Source organism: Anaeromyxobacter sp. (genome assembly GCA_016718565.1).
Taxonomy (GTDB): Bacteria; Myxococcota; Myxococcia; order Myxococcales; family Anaeromyxobacteraceae; genus JADKCZ01.
Genome location: JADKCZ010000001.1, coordinates 185,595 through 204,070 on the forward strand (window position 1 = coordinate 185,595; position 18,476 = coordinate 204,070).

Below are 18,476 nucleotides of genomic sequence, written 5' to 3' on the forward strand. Positions count from 1 at the left end.
GGCGCCGCCGCTAGGGGGCCGGGGCCACCACCGGCGTCCAGGTGACGCCGGCCGAGGCGATGAGGATCTCGGTCTTGTAGCTGCCGGGGAAGGCGGTGGTGCCGGTGGCGGTCTGCTTGTCGCGGTCGCCGTAGAAGAAGGCGGCGTGCAGGCCGAGGGCCGGGGTCACGTTGAAGCTCAGGCCGGCCGTCACCGCGGTGGTGTTGGAGTCCGGCAGCGTGGGCGAGAGGTGATCGGTGGAGAGGCCGGAGACGTCGCGCATGGCGCCGACCCGCAGCGTCAGGGCGTCGGTGGCCTGCCACTCCAGGCCGCCGCGGATGACCCGGCCGTTGCCGTAGTCGCGCGGCACCACCAGGGTCAGGCCGGCGTCGCCGACGAAGGTGTCGTCGGTGTACTCGACGAAGCGGCTGAAGCTGTACTGCAGCGTGAAGAGCAGCGGCTTCGAGATGCGCCAGCCGATGCCGACGGCCAGGGTGTTGGGGAAGGCCAGGTCCTCCTTGACGCCCTGGTCCTGCGTGGCGCCGCTGGCCAGCGAGGGGGGGATCTGGAAGTGGCCGTCGCCCTTCATGGAGATGGTGGCCTTGTGCTTGTAGTCGATGCCCAGCGAGAGGTTCTTGGTGAGCTGGGCCTCCATGGCCACCTGGAAGGTGAGGCCGCCGCCCTTGGTGGAGAGCTCGCCGTAGGCGTCCGGGAAGGGCTCGATGCCCTGCTTGAGGTACTGGATGCCGTAGTAGTACACGGCGCCGCCGCCGAGGCGGAGGTAGGGGGAGAGCTCGTAGCCGGCGTTGAGGTAGGCGCCGATGATGCGCCGCTCGTTGGTGATGATGCGGCCGCGCCCCTGCCAGGTCTCGTCCCACTTCATCTGGCCGCCGCCGGGGGTGCCGATGCCGAAGCCGACGCCCAGGCCGCGCCCCGCCACCTCGGTGCCGTAGGCGGCGTACAGCGCCACCGGCGGCGTGGGGGCGAAGTTGGTCTTGGCGGTGCCGCTCACCCCGCTGGCCCCGCCGTCGTCCGGCGCGGTCCACTCGGTGGTGAGCGAGAGGATGGAGCCGGCCAGCGAGAGGTTGAAGCCGCGCAGCTTGGAGAGGGCGGCCGGGTTGGAGAAGGTGGCGGCGGCGTCCTGCTGGACGGCCACCGCCGACGAGGAGAGCGCCAGGTCGCGCGGGTTGACGTTGATGACCTCGTAGCCGCTGGCCAGGGCCAGCGAGGGGACGAGGACGGCGAGGGCGAGGGCGTGCTTGAGCAGGTTCATGGCGGTCGTCCTCAGGGCAGCGTGACCGGCGAAGCCGCCGGGAGGGTCGCGTCGAAGAGGTAGCTGGCCGCGTCGGCCTGGGTCGGCGCCGACGTCCCGATGAAGCTGTGCGGCAGGTCGATGCCTCCGGGTCCCTGGTAGACGAAGGTGCTCGACCCGGTCAGGTTGGCCAGCAGCTGGTTGTAGGGGTTGCGGATGGCGGGGTCGCCCTTGGCGATGATGGCGAAGGTGCCCTTGGCGGCCTGCGGGACCGAGCCGTCGGGGCTGGCCAGCAGGTTGGGCAGCGGCGAGCGGGAGACGTGCTTGGCGAAGTTGCCCGGGTCGGCCGGGTCGACGATCCACTTGGCCACGTTGACGGTCCGCAGGTAGGCGGCCGCCACCACCGGGTTGGTGGCGATCTGGTCGCGCGGGATGCCGATGCCGGCGAAGACGGCGTCCACCTGCGGGGCGAAGGTGCTCGCCTGGTCGGTGAAGAGGTCCACCAGCATGGCGCCGCCGACGGCCAGCGCGCCGCGGTCGAAGCGCGGGTTGGTGGCCAGCACGCCGGTGCCGGCGATGGCGCCGAGCGACACGCCCTCCCAGCGGACCGCGCTCGGGTCGATGAGGACGTTGGCGGGGAGGCCGAGCGCCGCGCGGGCGTCCTGGGCGGGCTGCGGCGCCAGGCCGGCCGGCGGCCGGGCCATGGCCAGGGCCAGCGCCGACTGGTCGATGAGGTTCTGCCGGAAGGCGTCGCGGATGCGGAAGAAGTTGGCGCTGATGAAGAACTGGCCGGAGATCTGCGAGATGGGGGCGCCGGCGGAGCAGGTGCCGGGCGGGGTGGCGTCACCCTGGCCGGCGCCGCCCGCGAACGGCGTGCAGACGCCGCCCGCGCCGCACTCCGCGCTGGCCTTGCACCAGGCCCGCGCGCCGTGCAGCGGGAAGTCGGTGGCCACGGCGATGAAGCCGCGCGCCGCCAGCGCGTCGGCCAGGGCGTAGAGGGTCTCCTTCGAGCCGCCCAGGCCGTGGCCGACCACCACCACCTTGGCGCAGGAGGTGCCGGCCGGGAACGGCGGCAGGCAGGCCGGCACGTTGGCCGGCAGCGGCGTGGCCACCAGCGCGTGGAGCGAGGTGAGGAGCGCCGCGGGGTTGGCCAGGTCGGCCGCCAGCGTGCGCCGCAGGGTGCCGGTGGTCTTGTCGATGGCGTCCAGGCTGTTGAAGGTGACGTCGAAGAAGCCGGCCACGTTGGGCGCGGGCAGCGGCGAGGTGCCGGGGGTGACCGAGGTCACCGCGAACACCGCGGCCGGCGTGCCGCCGGGGCCGGCCCGCGACTCGATGAGGTAGGGCGCCGCCGAGAGCTGCAGCGAGAGGCCGGTGATGCTCTGCGTCTTGAAGGTGTAGGCGGTCACCACGTCGGCCTTGGTGGTGCCGGCGGGGAGCACGGCCCAGATCGGGTCGAGGGCGGCGCGCATGGTCTGCAGCATCGCCGCGGTGCCGTTGGCCACGCCCGGGATGGCCGACACGCCGCCCACCGCCAGCGGGGCGGTGAACTCGAGCAGGATCTTGGCGACGGTGGGGCGCACCAGGGCGCCGCCGGCCACGTCCTTCACCCGGTTGGTGACCACCACGGCGTAGGTGGTCCCCTCGTCGAGGGGCGGCAGGTAGAAGGTGCCCAGGCCGGGCACCGGGGCCGTCACGGCCGGCTGCAGGCCGATGATGCTGGAGCAGCCGCCGGCGATGGGGCAGCCCTGCGCCTGCGTCACCACGATGGGCGGCGGCTGGGTCAGGTAGGCGGCCGCGGCCGGGGTGCCGGCGCCGAGCGCGCTGGGCAGGTCGAGCAGCCGCTGCGGCGCGGCCCCGCCGAGCTTGTAGAGGAAGACGTTGGCCGCCGTCACGGTCGAGGCGTCGAGGGTGGCGGAGGTCTGGGCCAGCATCATGGCGCTGGTGGAGAAGCCGTCCAGCGTGTCGAGGCCGGCGGCCGCCGGGCCGAAGGCCGGGTTGAAGATCACCGTGCCGTCGGCGTCGGTGCGGAGCAGGTCGATGGGCAGCGGGGCCACGCCCGAGCCGGAGTCGATGAGCACCACCGTGCCGGCCGAGGGGGCCACGCCGAAGGTGGCCAGGCTGGCGGTCTCGCCGAGCGGGAAGCGGCCGTCGATGGCGGGGAAGGCCGCGGTCACGCCCGGGTCGGCCGCCGGGATCCACACGCCGCTGGCGCCGGACCAGCGCAGCGGGTTCCACAGGGCCTGGCGCAGCCCCTCCAGCGAGGCGACCTCGTCGGCGTTGGTGCCGTTGCCGTTGGAGTCGGGGATGGCGCCGAGCGGCTGGTTCTCCTTCTTGGTGAGGTCGCGGTTCATGATGGCCAGCGCGATGGCGGTGTCGGCGTTGACCACCTGGCCGGTGCTGGTCTTGACGCCGTTCGGGCCGCCGCGGACGCCGATGACGTAGCGGCCGCCGGGGGCCCAGCGCCGGCTGCCGGTGGCGTCGGCCTTCTTGCGCAGCGTCAGGGTGGCGGGGGTGCAGGTGCCGGGCGCGGAGCAGGCGCCGGCCGCGGAGGCGGCCTCGGTCTCGACCACCGCCACCGGCGACACGTCCACCCGGAGCACGGCCACCGTGTCGGCCGTCACCGTGGTGAGGTCGATGGCGGGCGCGGCCACGGCCACGTACTCGCCGTTGTCGCCGCGGGCCGGGTCCCAGCTGGAGGCGGTGAAGGGGATGGAGATCGAGACCTCCTGATCGCTCGGGAAGCCGCCGGCGTTCTTGAAGGTGCAGAGGAGCTGGGCCTGCGCGTTGGGCAGGAAGGCGCAGGGGGCGGCCGGCACCGCGGCCAGCGCCAGGTCGTTGGGCGTCGGCACGTTGGGTGACGAGTAGCGCGCGAAGACCAGGTCCGCGGGGAGGGGCTGCTGCGTCACCTCCGTGCAGGCGGCGAGCGCGAGGGGCACGGCCAGGAGTCCGGCTCGGCGAAGTGACATCTTTTTTCTCCTCGGGGAAGACGTTCGACGGAGCGTGAAGTCCGGGACCTGCGGGGGGCGGCCCTTCTACTTGGTTCCCCGCTGATTCGAAGTCAACGAAAGACCGACGACACCGTGCGTCAAACTTGCGCCTGATGGTCCGGTCGAGGTGGGTCGCCGGCCCGATCGGGGGTACCCGGGGTGCCGCTGCGACCTGGTCTCGGTCGTCGCCGCACCGCCGCGTCGCTCCGAATATCGCGGACCTGGCTGACCGGAGAATCAACTGGCAGTGACACGCTCGGCGCTGGCCCTTTCACGTCCGGAGCGCATATCATTCGCGCCTTTCCTGCGCCCGCAGCACCCGCCGCCCCCAGTCGTCACCCACAGTGAAGCGAGGCCGGCGCCTCGCCCGCTCCGCGCCGCACCGCCGTCCCCCCGCCTGGCTGCCCACCTCCCAAGGAGACCCGAATGACGAGACGCCTCGCCCTGGTCCTCGCCGCCGCCCTGCCGCTCGCGGCCCTCGCCCAGACCCCGCCCGCCCCCGTCGAGCCTGCCGCGGTGGTCGCCCCCGCCCCCGCGGCGGCCCCCGTGGCCGCGCCCGCCCCCGCCGCCCTGACCATCGACTGGGGCGGCTGGCTGGTCTTCAACTCCTTCTTCAACTCCGGCAACACCTCGGCCCCCGCCGACCTGCCGGCCCGCGCCACCGCCGGCCTGCCGGGCGAGCACGCCGTGGGCATGCAGGTCCGCCAGAGCCGCCTGCGCGCCGTCCTCGGCCTGCCCGGCGGCGGGCTCCTCGGCGACGCCAAGCTCAAGGGGCTCGTCGAGATCGACTTCATGGGCGGCGGCGTGGGCGGTGACGCCTCGCTCCCCCTCCTGCGCCTGCGCCACGCCTGGGCCGCCGCCACCTGGAAGGACCTCGGCAACCTGACCCTCACCGTCGGCCAGACCTGGGGCGTCTTCACGGGGCCCTACTTCGCCACCAGCCTCGGCCACCTGGCGCTGCCGCGCTTCGCCGGCGCCGGCTTCCTCTACCGCCGCGCGCCGCAGCTCCGCCTCTCCGGCGACCTCGGCGGCGCGGTGGCGCTGAAGTGGGACGCCGCCCTGCTCGCGCCGATGGACAAGGCCACCGCGGGCGCGGTGGTGACGAGCGGCGCCGGCGTGGGTGAGCGCTCGGGCCTCCCGGACGTCGAGGCCCGCGTCGCCGTGGTCTACCGGCCCGAGAAGAAGAACATGTTCGAGCTCGGCGTCTCCGGCCACTACGGCGAGGACAAGTACCTGGTCACCGGCAACGCCAACAAGACGGTGCCGAGCCAGGGGATGGCGGTCGACTTCAAGCTCGACGTCTCGATGGTCACGCTGGTCGGCTCGGCCTTCTCGGGCGACAACATCGACGTGTGGGCCACCGTCACGCCCGGCGTCCGCGCGGGCGCCGGCACCCCGCCGGCCACGGTGGACGCCATCTCCACCAAGGGCGGCTGGGTCCAGCTCCAGGTGACCCCGGTGGCCGGCTGGCAGCTCCTCCTCGGCGGCGGCATGGAGAAGCCCACCGTCGGCGATCTGCCCGTCAGCGCCACCACCGTGAAGGAGAACCAGCAGCTCTCCGCCGGCCTGGTGGTCAACGTGGCGCCCAAGTGGAGGGCGGCCCTGGAGTACACCGAGTACAAGACCACCTACAACGACACCACCCCGGTGAAGCAGACCGCCAGCCAGGTGGAGCTGTCCACGCTGTACGCCTTCTAGCCGCACCCCGGAGCCGCTGCGCCCTCGGCCCCGCCCGCCCCGCCCACGCGGGTGCGGCCGGGGTCGAGGTGTCGATGGGGAGCGGCGCGAACGGGGTTCCCGAATCAGGCCCGCCCGTCTAGAGTCCGGCGCCACCTCACCCCGGGAGCGCCTCGATGACCCGCCTCGCCCTCCTCTGCCTCGCCGCCCTGCCGCTCGCCGGGCGCGCCCAGGCGCCGGCCGCCGACGCCGCGGCGCCGGCCACGGTCACGACCACCACCACCACCACGGTCATCACCACCACGGCCCCGACCGCGGGCACGACGGCGGCGCTCCCCGCCGGCGCGGCGGCCGCCCCGCTCTTCACCCTCGAGCTCGGCGGCGCGCTCACCCTCACCGCGGCCTCGGGCTTCGGCGGGCTCGACGACCACCACCTGGCCAGCTACGCCCTGCCGCCCGACACGGCCAGGACCTTCGGCATGACCATCGGCCAGAGCCGCCTGCACCTGGGCCTGGCCGCCCCCGGCGACGGCCGCCTGTCCGGGGCGGCCCTGGCCGGGCGGGTGGAGCTCGACTTCGCCGGCGGCCTGGCCGCGGGCGACGGGGCGCAGCCGCTGGTGCGGCTCCGCCAGGCCTGGCTCTCGGCGCGGTGGGAGCGGCTGGCCGGCCTGACGCTGCTGGTCGGCCAGGCCGACGGGCTCATGGGCGGCCCGCACCGGGCGGTGAGCCTGGCGCACGTGGCCATCCCGCGCTTCGAGGGGGCCGGCCTCCTCAGCCGCCGCGCCCCGCAGGTGCGGCTCTCGGTGGCCGGCGGCGGCGACCTGGCGCTCTCGGCCGGCGCGGCCCTGCTGGCCCCGCTCGACCGCGCCACCACCCCGGTGCCGTCGGCCGCCAGCCCCACCGGCGTGGGCGAGCGCTCCGGCCTGCCGGACGTGGAGGGGCGGGTGGCGCTGGCCTGGCGGCGCGGCGGCGCCCCGCTGCTGGAGGTGGGCCTGTCGGGCCACGCCGGGCGCGAGACCTACCGCATGGCCGGCGGCGTGGACGCCAGCCTGGACGCCTACGGCGCGGCGCTGGACCTCCGCCTCGACCTGCCCTGGCTGACCCTGGCGGGCGCGGGCTACGCGGGCAAGAACCTCGACGTGCTCAACACCGCCAGCCAGGGCGCCACCGGCAGCCTCTCCGGCGCCGGCGGGCTGGTGGCGGTGACCGGCGTGGCGGTGGCGGGCGGCTGGGCCCAGCTCTCCCTGGCCCCGCTGCCGGGCCTGGCGCTCTTCGTCGGCGCCGGCCTCGAGGCGGCGGCGCGCGCCGACCTGCCCTTCAACCCGCCCACCGCCACGGTGGTGCTGGAGAGCGCCCAGGTCTCGGGCGGCGCCACCCTGGAGCTGGCCACCGGCTGGAGCGTGGGGGCCGAGTACACGGTCTACCGGACGGTCTTCGTGGGGCCCACCGACCGCGAGGTGCTCTCCGGGCAGCTGGAGCTGGCGACGCGCTACGCGTTCTAGGGCCCGGCCTTGCGGTGGTCCACCACCCGCCGGGCCTTGCCGGCGGAGCGCTCGATGGAGCCCGGCGCCACCAGCTCCACCGTCATGCGGATGCCGGTGACCGCGTGGATCTCGCGGTCGATGCGGTCCCGCAGCGCCACCAGCCGGCGCATCTCGTCCGAGAAGTCGGCCGGGCGCACCTCCACCTTGACGGTGGCCTCGTCGAGCGCGCCCGGGCGCGACACCTCGATGAGGTAGTGCGGCGCCGTCCCCTCCACCCGCAGCAGCGCCTCCTCCACCTGGCTGGGGAAGACGTTCACCCCGCGGATGATGAGCATGTCGTCGGTGCGCCCCACCACCCGGCTCATGCGCACGCCGGTGCGGCCGCAGGGGCAGGGCGAGCGGTCCAGCGAGGCGAGATCCCGGGTGCGGTAGCGCAGCACCGGCATGGCCTCCTTGGTGAGCGAGGTGAAGCACAGCTCGCCCACCTCCCCGTCGGGCCGCGGGGCCAGGGTCTCCGGATCCAGGCACTCCACCAGGAAGTGGTCCTCGGCCACGTGCATGCCGCGCCGCGCCCCGCACTCGCCGGAGACGCCCGGGCCGATCACCTCGGAGAGGCCGTAGTTGTTGAAGGCCAGGATGCCGAGGTCGCGCTCCAGCGCCTCGCGCAGCTCCTCGGTCCAGGGCTCGCCGCCGAAGTGGCCGAAGCGCAGCGCCAGGTCTGAGCGCGGCAGGCCGGCGTCGCGGATCACCTCGGCCAGGTGGAAGGCGTAGGAGGGGGTGCAGATGAGGGCGTCGGCGGCCAGGTCGCGCAGCAGCAGCACCTGGCGCGGGGTGTTGCCGCCGCCGGCGGGGACCACCCCGGCCCCCACCCGCTCGATGCCGGCGTGCAGCCCGAACCCGCCGGTGAAGAGGCCGTAGCCGAAGGCCACGTGCACCAGGTGGCCGGGGCGGAGCCCCCCGGCGGTGAGGACCCGGGCCACCAGCCCGGACCAGGTCTCGAGGTCGCGGCGGGTGTAGGCCACGAAGGTGGGCATGCCGGTGGTGCCGGACGAGCCGTGCACGCGCGCGATCTCGGCGCGCGGCACCGCCAGCAGGCCGAGCGGGTAGTGGGCCCGCATGTCGTCCTTCACCGTGAAGGGCAGGCGGCGCAGGTCGTCGAGCGAGCGCAGGTCGTCCGGGCCCACGCCCGCGGCGGCCAGGGCCGCCCGGTAGAAGGGCACCCGGCCGGCCTGGGCCACGGTCTGGCGCAGGCGGCCGAGCTGCAGGGCGGCCAGCTCGGGGCGCGGCAGGGCCTCGGCCGGGTCGAAGAGCCGGTTCTCGACGAGCAGGGTGGTCACGGGGGCGGGAGGGCTCTCTCGGGGTGGTGGCCGCGGGAGGGGCGGCGGCCGGGCGGCGCCGCTAGGCCCCGGCGCGCCGGAAGAGCTCGCCGGCCGAGACCAGCTGGACCCCGGCGGCGGCCAGCTTCACCGCGGCGGCGTCCGGCTCCTCCAGGCGGAAGAGCAGGGTGGCGGCCTTGCCGCGCTCGCGCATCGTGAAGGGGTACATGTACTCGACGCCCAGGCCGGTCCGCTCGAAGACCTCCAGCACCGCGGCCAGGCCCCCGGCCTGGTCCGGCACGTCGAGGGCCAGGAGGTCGGTGACGTTGACCACCTGCCCGGCCGCCTCCAGCAGCTGCTTGGCCCGCGCCCAGTCCTTGACGATGAGGCGCAGGATGCCGAACTGCTGGGTGTCGGCCAGCGACATGGTGAGGATGTCGATGCCGGCGTCGCCCAGCACCTTGCAGGGCACGCGGAGCTGGCCGGGGCGGTTCTCGAGGAAGAGCGACAGCTGGCGGATCTTCATGGTGGCTCCGGTGCGGGCGCGGGCGGCCCCGAGGGGCCCCCCGGCGCGCTCAGATCTTGCGCTGGTCGACGACCCGCTTGGCCTTGCCCTCGCTGCGGGCCAGGGTCTTGGGCTGCACCAGGTGGACCTTCACCCGGATGCCGATGGTGTGCTCGATGGCGTCGGCCAGCTGGTCCTGCAGCGCCTCCAGCCCGCGGATCCGGTCGGAGAAGAACGCGGCCGTCACCTCCACCTGCACCTCCATCTCGTCCAGCCCCTTCTGCCGGGTCAGCACGATCTGGTAGTGCGGCAGGGTGCCCTCCACCTTGAGCAGGGCCGCCTCCACCTGCGACGGGAAGACGTTGACGCCGCGGATGATGAACATGTCGTCGGAGCGGCGGCCGATGCGGCGGATGCGCCGGATGGTCCGGCCGCAGGGGCAGGGGTCCGGGTGCAGGCTGGTGATGTCCCGGGTGCGGTAGCGGAGCATCGGCATGGCCTGCTTGGAGAGGGTGGTGAGCACCAGCTCGCCCTCGCTGCCGTCCGGCAGCACCGCGCCGCTGACCGGGTCGATGATCTCCGGGTAGAAGTGGTCCTCGAAGAGGTGCAGGCCGTCGCGGTGCAGGCACTCGATGCCCACGCCCGGGCCGATGATCTCGGAGAGGCCGTAGATGTCGTGGGCCCGGATGCCGGTCTCGGCCTGGATGTGCTGCCGCATCTCCTCGCTCCAGGGCTCGGCGCCGAAGACGCCCACCTTCAGCTTGCCGAAGCCGACCCCGGCCTCCTTGGCCCGCTCGATGAGGTGCACCATGTAGCTCGGGGTGCAGCAGATGGCGGTGACCCCGAAGTCGGCCAGCACCATGAGCTGCCGCTCGGTGTTGCCGCCGGAGATGGGGATGACGGTGGCCCCCAGCGCCTCGGCGCCGTAGTGGGCCCCCAGGCCGCCGGTGAAGAGGCCGTAGCCGTAGGCGTTCTGCACCACGTCGCCCTGGTGCAGGCCGCAGGCGGCGAAGGAGCGGACCATCACGCTGGTCCAGACCTGCAGGTCGGCCTCGGTGTAGGCCACCACGATGGGCTTGCCGGTGGTGCCGGAGGAGGCGTGCAGCCGCACCACCTCCTCCATGGGCGAGGCGAACAGGCCGAAGGGGTAGGTGTCGCGCAGGTCGGTCTTCACCGTGAAGGGCAGCAGCCCCAGGTCCGGCAGCCCCCTGATCGCCTCGGGCCCCAGGTCGCGCTGCTCCATGCGCTCGCGGAAGAGCGGCACCCGCTCGTAGGCGCGCCGCACCACCGCCTGCAGCCGGCCCAGCTGCAGCGCCTCGAGCTGGGCGCGCGGCAGGTAGTCGGGCGCGCTGGCCGGGTGGAAGGCGGCCGGGGCGTCGTTCCAGGCGGTCCTCATCGCACCGACTCCTTGCCGAGGCGGTAGGCCTTCTCGTTCACCTCGTGCAGCCGCTCCGGCAGCGCGGCCCGGATGGCGGCCAGCCAGTGCTCGTCGGCCAGGTCGAGGCGCGCCGCCAGCACGCCCAGCAGCGCCACGTTGAGCGAGCGGCGGTTGGGCAGGTCCGCCTCGTTGATGGCGTCGGGCGGGATGAGGACGCCGCCGGGCCGGAGGTTGGGGCGGTTCACCTCCACCTCGCTCCCGGCCAGCACCACCAGGAAGTCGGCCTCGCCGCGCGGGATCATGGGCGAGAGCACCTCGGTGCCGTAGCGCACGTCGCTGGTCACCGAGCCGCCCCGCTGGCTCATGCCGTGGATCTCGGCCTTCTTGACGTCGAAGCCGGCCCGGAAGGCGGCGTCGGCCAGGATGTCGGAGGCCTTGATGGCCCCCTGGCCGCCCAGCCCGGCCACCACCACGTTGACCACCCGGGTGGCCATGGTCAGGCCTCCTCGGAGGTGCAGGTGCCGCCGCAGCCGGCCGGCTGGGCCGGGCCGGCCCCGTCCACCACCAGCAGGGCCTTGGCCGCGTTCGCCTTGTCGTAGGTCCGGATGTCGGCCGCCGCCAGGATGCAGGCGCGCCGCGACACGATGACCGAGAGCTCGTTGCGGCCGAGCCGGTCGACCAGCAGCCGCTCGAAGGAGCCCGGGTCGGCGATGGGGTCCACCACGTCCACGTTCTTCACCCCCAGCGCGGTGGCGATGCCCTCGATGGAGAGCCGGGTGGTCTGCTCGTGGTCCAGCGTCCGGCCGGTGCCGGGGTGCTCCTGCTGCCCGGTCATGGCGGTGGTGCCGTTGTCGAGCACCACCAGCACGTGGCCGGTGGCGGGCGGGTTGTAGACCATCTCGACCAGGCCGTTGATGCCCGAGTGCACGAAGGTGGAGTCGCCGATGAGCGAGACCACCCGGCGGGCGTCGGCCTCCGGCAGCACGTGGCGCAGCCCCAGCCCCACGCCCAGCGAGGCGCCCATGGCCACGCAGGTGTCCATGCCCAGGTAGGGCGGCAGCACGCCCAGCGTGTAGCAGCCGATGTCGCCGGCCACGATGCAGTCGTGCTTGCGCAGCGAGGCGTAGACCGGGTGGTAGGGGCAGGCCTCGCAGAGCATGGGCGGCTTGCCGCGCGGGGCCACCGGCTCCGGGCTGGTGTCGCGGGCCAGGATGCGGCGCACCCGGTCCACGTCCAGCTCGCCGAAGCGGAAGGCCTCCGGCTTGCCCTCCACCCGCAGGCCGGCGGCCAGGCAGGCGTCGGCGATGACCGGGTCGCCCTCCTCGATGACCACGCAGCGCTCCACCGAGGCGGCGAACTCGCGCAGCTTGGCCAGCGGCAGCGGGTGGATGGTCTTGACCTCGAAGAGCGAGGCCTCCGGCGCCGCCTCGCGGACGTGGCGGGCGGTGACGCCGTTGGCGATGACGCCCAGCAGCACGTCGCCGGGGCGCCACACGTTGAGCGCCGAGCCCTCGGCGAAGACCTGCAGCGCCGCCAGCTTCTGGCGCAGCTTCTTGTGGGCCGGCCGGGCGTAGGCCGGGATCATCACGCGGGTGGGGATGTCGCGCTGGAAGGGCTGCACCGCGGCGGGGGCGCGCGTGGCGTGGCGGGTCACGATGGACTTGCCGTGGCACACCCGGGTGGTCATGCGGAAGAGCACCGGCAGCTGCCACCGCTCCGACAGCTCGAAGGCCGCCAGCATCAGGTCGTAGGCCTCCTGCGAGTCGGCCGGCTCCAGCATGGGGAGCCCGGCCGCCACCGCGTAGCGGCGCGAGTCCTGCTCGTTCTGGGAGGAGGCCATGCCCGGGTCGTCGGCCGCCACCACCACCAGCCCGCCCTGCACGCCGGTGTAGGCGGCGGTGAAGAGCGGGTCGGCGGCCACGTTGAGCCCCACGTGCTTCATGGTGACCAGGCAGCGGGCGCCGCCGTAGGCGGCCCCCAGGCCGACCTCCAGGGCCACCTTCTCGTTGGGGGCCCACTGGGCCCGGCCGCCCAGGGCGTCGAAGGCCTCCAGGATCTCGGTGGAGGGCGTGCCTGGGTAGCCGGTGCCGAGGTGCACGCCGGCGTCCAGGGCCGCCGCCGCCACCGCTTCGTCACCAGAGAGGAGCCGTCGTTCCATAGGGGGGTGGTGCTCCGTCGCGCCGCGCGTGGCGCCGACCGTGGCGTGCAGGCTGACCCCGTTCCGGGCTACAAACCCAGGGCGGTGCCCGACTGCGACGTCGTGGGCCGGCCATCTTAGTGAACCCCGGCGATGATGCCCATCCCCACGCTCGACCGGCTCCTCGCCGAGGCCCGCGCCCGCGGCCCGGTGCGGCTCGTGGTGGCCGCGGCCGAGAGCACCACCGCCCTCCAGGCCGCCTGCCTGGCCCGGCGGCAGCGGCTGGCCGACGTGGTGCTGACCGGCGACCCGGCCCAGCTGCGCCGCCGGCTGCAGGAGCTGCAGGAGGACCCGGCCCTCTTCGAGCTGGTGGCCGCCGCCGACGACGCCGACGCGGCGCGCCGGGCGGTGGGCATGGTGCGCGCCGGCGAGGCGGCCGTGCTCATGAAGGGGCGGCTGCAGACCGCCGACCTCCTGCGGGCGGTGCTGGACCGCCGCACCGGGCTGCGCCAGGAGGGGCGGCTGCTCTCCGACGTGCTGGTGGCCGACCACCCGCTCTCGCAGGAGCCGCGCCTGGTGGGGGTCACCGACGGCGGCGTCAACGTGGCGCCGGACCTGGCCCAGAAGAAGGCCATCGTGGAGAACGCGGTGGCCCTCTTCCGCCGGCTCGGCCACGACCGGCCGCGGGTGGCCTGCCTGTGCGCCGTGGAGAAGGTGTCGCCCGCCATGCCCCACACGGAGGACGCCCAGGCGCTGGCCGAGCTGAACGCCCGCGGCGAGCTGGCCGGCTGCCTGGTGTCGGGGCCGCTGGCCCTCGACAACGCGCTCTCGGTGGAGGCGGCGCGCGAGAAGGGCATCGACCACCCGGTGGCGGGGCGGGCCGACGTCCTGCTGGCGCCCACCATCGAGGCCGGCAACACCCTGGGGAAGGCCTTCACCTACCTGGCCCACGCCCGGGTGGCCCACGTGCTGGTGGGGGCGCTGGCGCCGGTGCTCATCCCCAGCCGGGTGGAGCGGGCCGAGGACAAGCTCCTGTCGATCGCCCTCGGGGTGCTGGCGGCCACGCCGCAGGGGGGCGCCCGTGGCTGAGCCCCTGGTGCTGGCCATCAACCCCGGCGCCGGCTCCACCAAGCTGGCGCTCTTCCGCGGGCCGCGCCCCGAGCAGACGGCGCGCCTGGAGCACCCCGAGCTGATGGCGCGGCCGCTCGGCCGGGTGTGGGACGAGCGGCCGGCGCGGCTGGCGGCGGTGCGGGCCTTCCTGGCCGCGGCCGGGGTGGGCCCGGGCCACCTGGCCGCGGCGGTGGGGCGGGGCGGGCTCCTGCCGCCGCTCGAGGCCGGCACCTACGTGGTGGACGCGGCCCTGCTGGCCGACCTGGAGCGGGCCGAGCGCGGCGAGCACGCCTCCAACCTGGGCGCCCCGCTGGCCCGGCTGGTGGCCGACGCCTACGGCTGCCCGGCCTTCATCGTGGACCCGGTCTCGGTGGACGAGCTCGAGCCGGTGGCGCGGCTGACCGGGCTGCGCGGGGTGACGCGCCGCTCCTTCTCCCACGCCCTCAACCTCAGGGCGGTGGCGCGCCGGCACGCCGCAGCGGTGGGCCGGCCGCTCACGGACCTGCGCCTGGTGGTGGTGCACATGGGCACCGGGGTCAGCCTGGCGGCCCTGGCGGGCGGGCGCATGGTGGACGTGGTCAACCCGCAGGACGAGGGGCCGTTCTCCGGCGACCGGGCCGGCGGGGTGCCCGTCACCGCGGTGGTGGACCTGTGCTTCGCGCCCGGCGCCGAGGCCCGCGAGGTGAAGCGGCGGCTCTTCGGCGACGGCGGGCTCTTCAGCCTGACCGGCACCCGCGACGCGCGCGAGGTGCTGCGGCGCGCCGCGGCGGGGGACCAGGCGGCCGGCCTGGTGATGGAGGCCCTGGCCTACCAGGTGGCCAAGGCGGCCGGCGGGCTGGCGGCGGCGCTGGAGGGGCGGGTGGACGCGGTGCTGCTCACCGGCGGGCTGGCCTTCCTGGATCCGGTGGTGGAGGCGGTGCGGCGGCGGGTGGCCTTCATCGCGCCGGTACACCTCTTCCCGGGCGAGGACGAGCTCCAGGCGCTGGCCGAGGGGGCCCTGCGGGTGCTCTCCGGCGAGGAGCCGGCCAGGGCCTACGCGCCGGCCCGCCCGGCCTGAGCGGTGGGTCCGGGGGCTGGTCCGGGCCCGGGCCGCCGTCGCCGGTCCGATTTTCCTGATCCAGATCAGGAGCCTCAGCGTTCGCGGGGCCTCCGGCGCGCCGGATCCCGGCCTTGACCGCACCCCCGGTGTAGAGTGGGGCTCCACCCGAGGAGGACCCCTCATGCGCCTTGCCCCGCTCGTCGCCGCCGCGCTGCTCGTGCCAGCCCTCGCCCTGGCCCAGGAGCCGCCGCCGCCCCAGAACCCGGTCTACCCGGCCGTCCCGGTGACCAGCGAGGCGCCGCCGCCCCAGAACCCGGTCTACCAGGCGGTGCCGGTGCAGCCCGCGCCGCCGCCGGCCCTGGCCATGGCGCCGCGCCGCCACCAGCGCAGCCCCTGGTACATCGGCTTCCACCTCGGCACCGGCGACGGCCACGTCTCCGGCCAGGGCGACAGCTTCACGCTCACCGAGATGAACTTCGACCGCGACACCACCAAGCTGGCGCTCGGGTTCAAGGTGGGCGCGACCCTGACGCCGCGCCTGCTCCTCGGCCTCGACGTGAACGTCATGAGCGCCCAGTCGAGCGAGGGCGGCGCCAACACCATGGCCCAGATCAACAACTACGATCTGATGCTCACCTGGTTCCCGCAGGGCGAGGGCTTCCTGGTCCGCGGCGGGGTGGGCGTCTCGGCCCTGGTCTGGGACCTCGACGCGCTCGGCCGCGAGACCTACAACGGCGTGAACATGCTGGTGGGCGTGGGCTACGCCTTCTGGCTCGGGCAGGGGTGGAACCTGACGGTCAACCTCGACTACTCGGGCCAGAGCTACGGCTCCTCCGACACCCAGCCGGAGACCTCCGGCTTCTGGGCGCTCTACCTGGGCTGCGACTGGTACTGAGCTCACCCGGTCACAGCCAGTCGTAGGCGTAGAGCGTGAGCCCCAGCGCCGCCTCCTCCGGGCGGCGGCGCGCCTCGAGGGCCAGGGACAGGCCGCGCGAGAGGTGGAAGCGGGCCGCCAGGTCCACGCCGAAGGTCTCGCGCGGTGCCGCCTCCGGCAGCCAGCGCCAGGCGCCCTGCGCCAGCAGCGCCACCTTCTGGCCGAGCCGGGCCCGCAGGAGGCCGCCGGGCCCCAGGCCGACCCGGAGCCGCCCGCCGCCCCAGCCCCCCAGGCCCGCCGAGCCGGTGACCTCGGCGTCGGCGAAGAGGGCGGCGTCGAGCGCGCCCGGCACCAGCGCCACCGCCAGGCCGCCGCCGGCCGCCAGCACCCCGGCGGTGCAGCGGTCGCAGCCGGCGTCGCGCAGCACCTCGGCGCCCAGCCGGAAGCGCCAGGACGGGCGCAGGTCGAAGCGGGTGGCGGGCGAGAGCGACACGATGCGCACCGCCGAGGTCTCGTCCAGCTCGAGCCGGGCGGCGCGGGCGTCCCAGCGCAGGCGGGTGGGCAGGAACTCGATCTGCGAGTGGGCCGGGTAGCCGTCGGGCGGGTCGAGGAGATCGTGCAGGCAGAGCCGGAGGTCCAGGGTGGCGAAGCCGCCCTGCGGCCGGCCGGTGCCGAGCGGGCGGGTCAGGCCGCCCCCCAGCCCGGCGCGCAGGGACCCGTGGCCGCGCTCCGGGCGCAAGGTCTCGGGCGGCGGCAGCACCAGCTCCGGCGAGACCACCCGCAGGCCGGCGCGGCGCACCAGCAGCGCCTGCCGGTTGGCCGAGGCCCAGGGCTTCTCGCCGAGCAGCATCCCCTTGCCGTGGCGCAGGTCGAGGAGGTCGGCGGCGGCGTCGAGCGCGGCGGCCTGCTCGGCCGGGCTGGCCGCGGCGGGCAGCGGCGCGGCGGCGTCGGCGGCCAGCGCCTCCACCGCCCCGGCGGCGGCGGGCGTGAGGGTGCGCACCCGGGCCTCGAACTGGGTGCGCACGGCCGGGCGGTAGTGGGAGGCGCGCACCAGCCCGGGGTTGCGCAGGAGCGCCTTCACCGTGTCGGCCGGCACGGTGAGCGGCCGCGGGGCCACCCAGCTGGTCAGGTCCAGGCGCGGCGCGGCCGCCTCCAGCGCCCCCAGCACGTGGTAGCTGCAGTTCTCGTCGAGGTACCAGTAGTCGAACCAGGCGCCGCCCAGCTCCCACAGGTGGTCCACCAGCTGGGCCACCTCGGCGGGCGCGAGGTCGAGGTCGTACTCCCAGAGATCGCGCGACTCGAAGTCCGCGTACTCGCGGACCTTGTAGTAGTAGGGGTAGTGGTTGAAGGTCCCCTTGAAGAGGCCGAACAGCCCCTTCACCGCGTAGAGCACCGCGTTGCCGGTGTCGACCTGGGCCGAGTAGTCCACCCCGTAGTCGAGCAGCTCCTGGGTCTTGCCGGCGCGCGCCGTCTCGGCCCGGTTGAGCCGGAGGAAGGTGTGGCCGAAGGCGCTGGCCGGGCTGTTCAGGTAGTAGCTGGAGAAGACCACCGTGACGCTGCGGGCCTGCACCCGCTCCACGAACTCGGCCAGCCGCGGGCAGGGGCGGGCCGGCAGGGCGTCGAGCTCGAAGCCGAGGGCGCCCGCCAGGTAGCGGGCCCGCGCCGGGAAGCGGCAGCGGGCGTCGGCGAGCTCGTCGCCGCCGGGCGGCGGCGGCGTGAGCAGGCCGGCCAGGGTGGCGTCGAGCTCTGCGGCCGGGTCGTATTGCCCCTCGGGCGAGCGGTAGAAGGCGGGCGCGTCGTTCTCCCCCTTCACGCCGCCGAGCCAGCGCGGGCGCCAGTGGCCGAGGCGGCGCCAGGCGGGTGAGTCGGCCAGGTGGAGCGCCCGGGCGCGGGCCGACAGGGCCGCCAGGTCGAGCGGGGCGGCGGTCGGGGTCGGGGTCGCGGTCGCGGTCAGGGGTGCGGTCAGGGTCGCGGGTGCGGTCGCGGTCGGGTCCGGCCCCGGGTGCGCGGTCGCCTCCGCCCGGCCCGAGGCGCAGAGCGCCAGGAGCACGGCCAGGAGCAGGCGGGTGGGCGCGGAGGGGAGGAGGGCGGGGGGCACGGGCGGCACGAGGGTAAACGAAGGGGAGCCCTCTCGCGAAGGCTCCCCTGGGTGAAACACGGCGCCGCGGGCTCCGCGGCGGATGGAGCTAGCCGATCTTGCAGCCCAGCGCCTGGTCGGCCTTGAGCGTCTCGAGCAGCTTGTTGGCGATCTCCTCGCTGGTGGCCTGCTCGCTCGGGATGATGGTGCCGTAGCTGGCCTGCAGGCGGGCGCCGACCTCGCGCGAGTCCTTGCAGCCGGCCATCCAGGTGAGCGCGCCGATGGTCTCGCCCTGGCCGCGGCTCATGTCCTTGGCCAGCGCCTCGCGGTTGGCGTCCACGAAGTTCTTGGTGCCCGAGGCCACCATCGAGGAGCCGCAGTTGGAGGTGCCGGAGGTGATGCCGAACGTCTGGCTGCCGAAGGTGCCGTTGGTGGTGGCGGCGAAGATCTGCACCGCGCCCGGCTGGTTGGAGAAGACCAGCGAGCCGAGGCCGCAGCCGGCCGCGCCGTAGGCGCCGTTGCCCTTGAGGCCCGCGCCCGTCTCGGCCGCGAGGGTGACGCTTGCCACGAGGATGCCCGCGAGGACTGCCAGGATCTTCTTCATTCGATCGCTCCTTGGTGTGGTGTGGGCTGCGGGTGAAAGTGTCGGTGGGTGAAGTCC

At 74.8% G+C, this 18,476-nt stretch carries 14 protein-coding genes; 5 read left to right on the plus strand and 9 right to left on the minus strand.

Translation table 11 applies throughout. The features are described from left to right. Positions 1–10 precede the first annotated feature (10 nt). Complete coding sequence (locus IPO09_00800) at positions 11–1,252, minus strand: outer membrane protein transport protein (protein ID MBK9515890.1); 1,242 nt, start codon at positions 1,250–1,252, stop codon at positions 11–13. Between the two features lie 11 nt (positions 1,253–1,263). Then, the gene (locus IPO09_00805) at positions 1,264–4,197 is read right to left on the minus strand and encodes a hypothetical protein (GenBank protein ID MBK9515891.1); all 2,934 of its coding nucleotides are present in this window, start codon (positions 4,195–4,197) and stop codon (positions 1,264–1,266) included. 447 nt (positions 4,198–4,644) lie between these two features. Here IPO09_00805 and IPO09_00810 point away from each other — a divergent pair, with 447 nt between their 5' ends. Then, on the plus strand, positions 4,645–5,916 hold the full coding sequence (locus IPO09_00810; GenBank protein ID MBK9515892.1) for a hypothetical protein: 1,272 nt from the start codon (positions 4,645–4,647) through the stop codon (positions 5,914–5,916). Positions 5,917–6,071: 155 nt separating this feature from the next. After that, on the plus strand, positions 6,072–7,397 hold the full coding sequence (locus IPO09_00815) for a hypothetical protein (protein ID MBK9515893.1): 1,326 nt from the start codon (positions 6,072–6,074) through the stop codon (positions 7,395–7,397). Here the strand turns inward: IPO09_00815 and IPO09_00820 are convergent. From IPO09_00820 to IPO09_00840, 5 genes are all read right to left on the minus strand, one after another. Then, complete coding sequence (locus IPO09_00820) at positions 7,394–8,716, minus strand: phenylacetate--CoA ligase (protein MBK9515894.1); 1,323 nt, start codon at positions 8,714–8,716, stop codon at positions 7,394–7,396. The genes IPO09_00815 and IPO09_00820 overlap by 4 nt on opposite strands. Before the next feature lie 61 nt (positions 8,717–8,777). Then, positions 8,778–9,221, minus strand: a complete 444-nt coding sequence (locus IPO09_00825; GenBank protein MBK9515895.1) for an amino acid-binding protein — start codon at positions 9,219–9,221, stop codon at positions 8,778–8,780. A 49-nt stretch (positions 9,222–9,270) separates the two neighbouring features. Further along, positions 9,271–10,596 (minus strand): phenylacetate--CoA ligase, encoded by a 1,326-nt coding sequence (locus IPO09_00830; GenBank protein MBK9515896.1) that lies wholly within the window; start codon positions 10,594–10,596, stop codon positions 9,271–9,273. Beyond that, the gene (locus IPO09_00835; protein ID MBK9515897.1) at positions 10,593–11,072 is read right to left on the minus strand and encodes an indolepyruvate oxidoreductase subunit beta; all 480 of its coding nucleotides are present in this window, start codon (positions 11,070–11,072) and stop codon (positions 10,593–10,595) included. Before IPO09_00835 ends, IPO09_00830 begins: the two co-directional genes overlap by 4 nt. A gap of 2 nt (positions 11,073–11,074) precedes the next feature. Next, the gene (locus IPO09_00840) at positions 11,075–12,736 is read right to left on the minus strand and encodes a thiamine pyrophosphate-binding protein (protein MBK9515898.1); all 1,662 of its coding nucleotides are present in this window, start codon (positions 12,734–12,736) and stop codon (positions 11,075–11,077) included. A gap of 132 nt (positions 12,737–12,868) precedes the next feature. Between IPO09_00840 and IPO09_00845 the strand changes: the two genes are divergently transcribed. The 3 genes from IPO09_00845 (at position 12,869) to IPO09_00855 (ending at position 15,759) form a co-directional block, all read left to right on the plus strand. Beyond that, on the plus strand, positions 12,869–13,804 hold the full coding sequence (locus IPO09_00845; GenBank protein MBK9515899.1) for a phosphate butyryltransferase: 936 nt from the start codon (positions 12,869–12,871) through the stop codon (positions 13,802–13,804). Next, entirely contained in the window at positions 13,797–14,882 is a 1,086-nt protein-coding gene (gene buk / locus IPO09_00850) for a butyrate kinase (protein ID MBK9515900.1), read from the plus strand. Before IPO09_00845 ends, buk begins: the two co-directional genes overlap by 8 nt. Before the next feature lie 163 nt (positions 14,883–15,045). Continuing rightward, positions 15,046–15,759 carry an outer membrane beta-barrel protein gene (locus IPO09_00855; GenBank protein ID MBK9515901.1) on the plus strand — a complete coding sequence of 238 codons (714 nt, stop codon included), beginning with the start codon at positions 15,046–15,048 and terminating at the stop codon, positions 15,757–15,759. A gap of 10 nt (positions 15,760–15,769) precedes the next feature. Here the strand turns inward: IPO09_00855 and IPO09_00860 are convergent, their stop codons facing one another. Both IPO09_00860 and IPO09_00865 read right to left on the minus strand, forming a co-directional pair. Further along, on the minus strand, positions 15,770–17,800 hold the full coding sequence (locus IPO09_00860) for a DUF4105 domain-containing protein (GenBank protein ID MBK9515902.1): 2,031 nt from the start codon (positions 17,798–17,800) through the stop codon (positions 15,770–15,772). A gap of 124 nt (positions 17,801–17,924) precedes the next feature. After that, entirely contained in the window at positions 17,925–18,419 is a 495-nt protein-coding gene (locus IPO09_00865; GenBank protein ID MBK9515903.1) for a DUF3015 family protein, read from the minus strand. Positions 18,420–18,476: the final 57 nt, after the last annotated feature.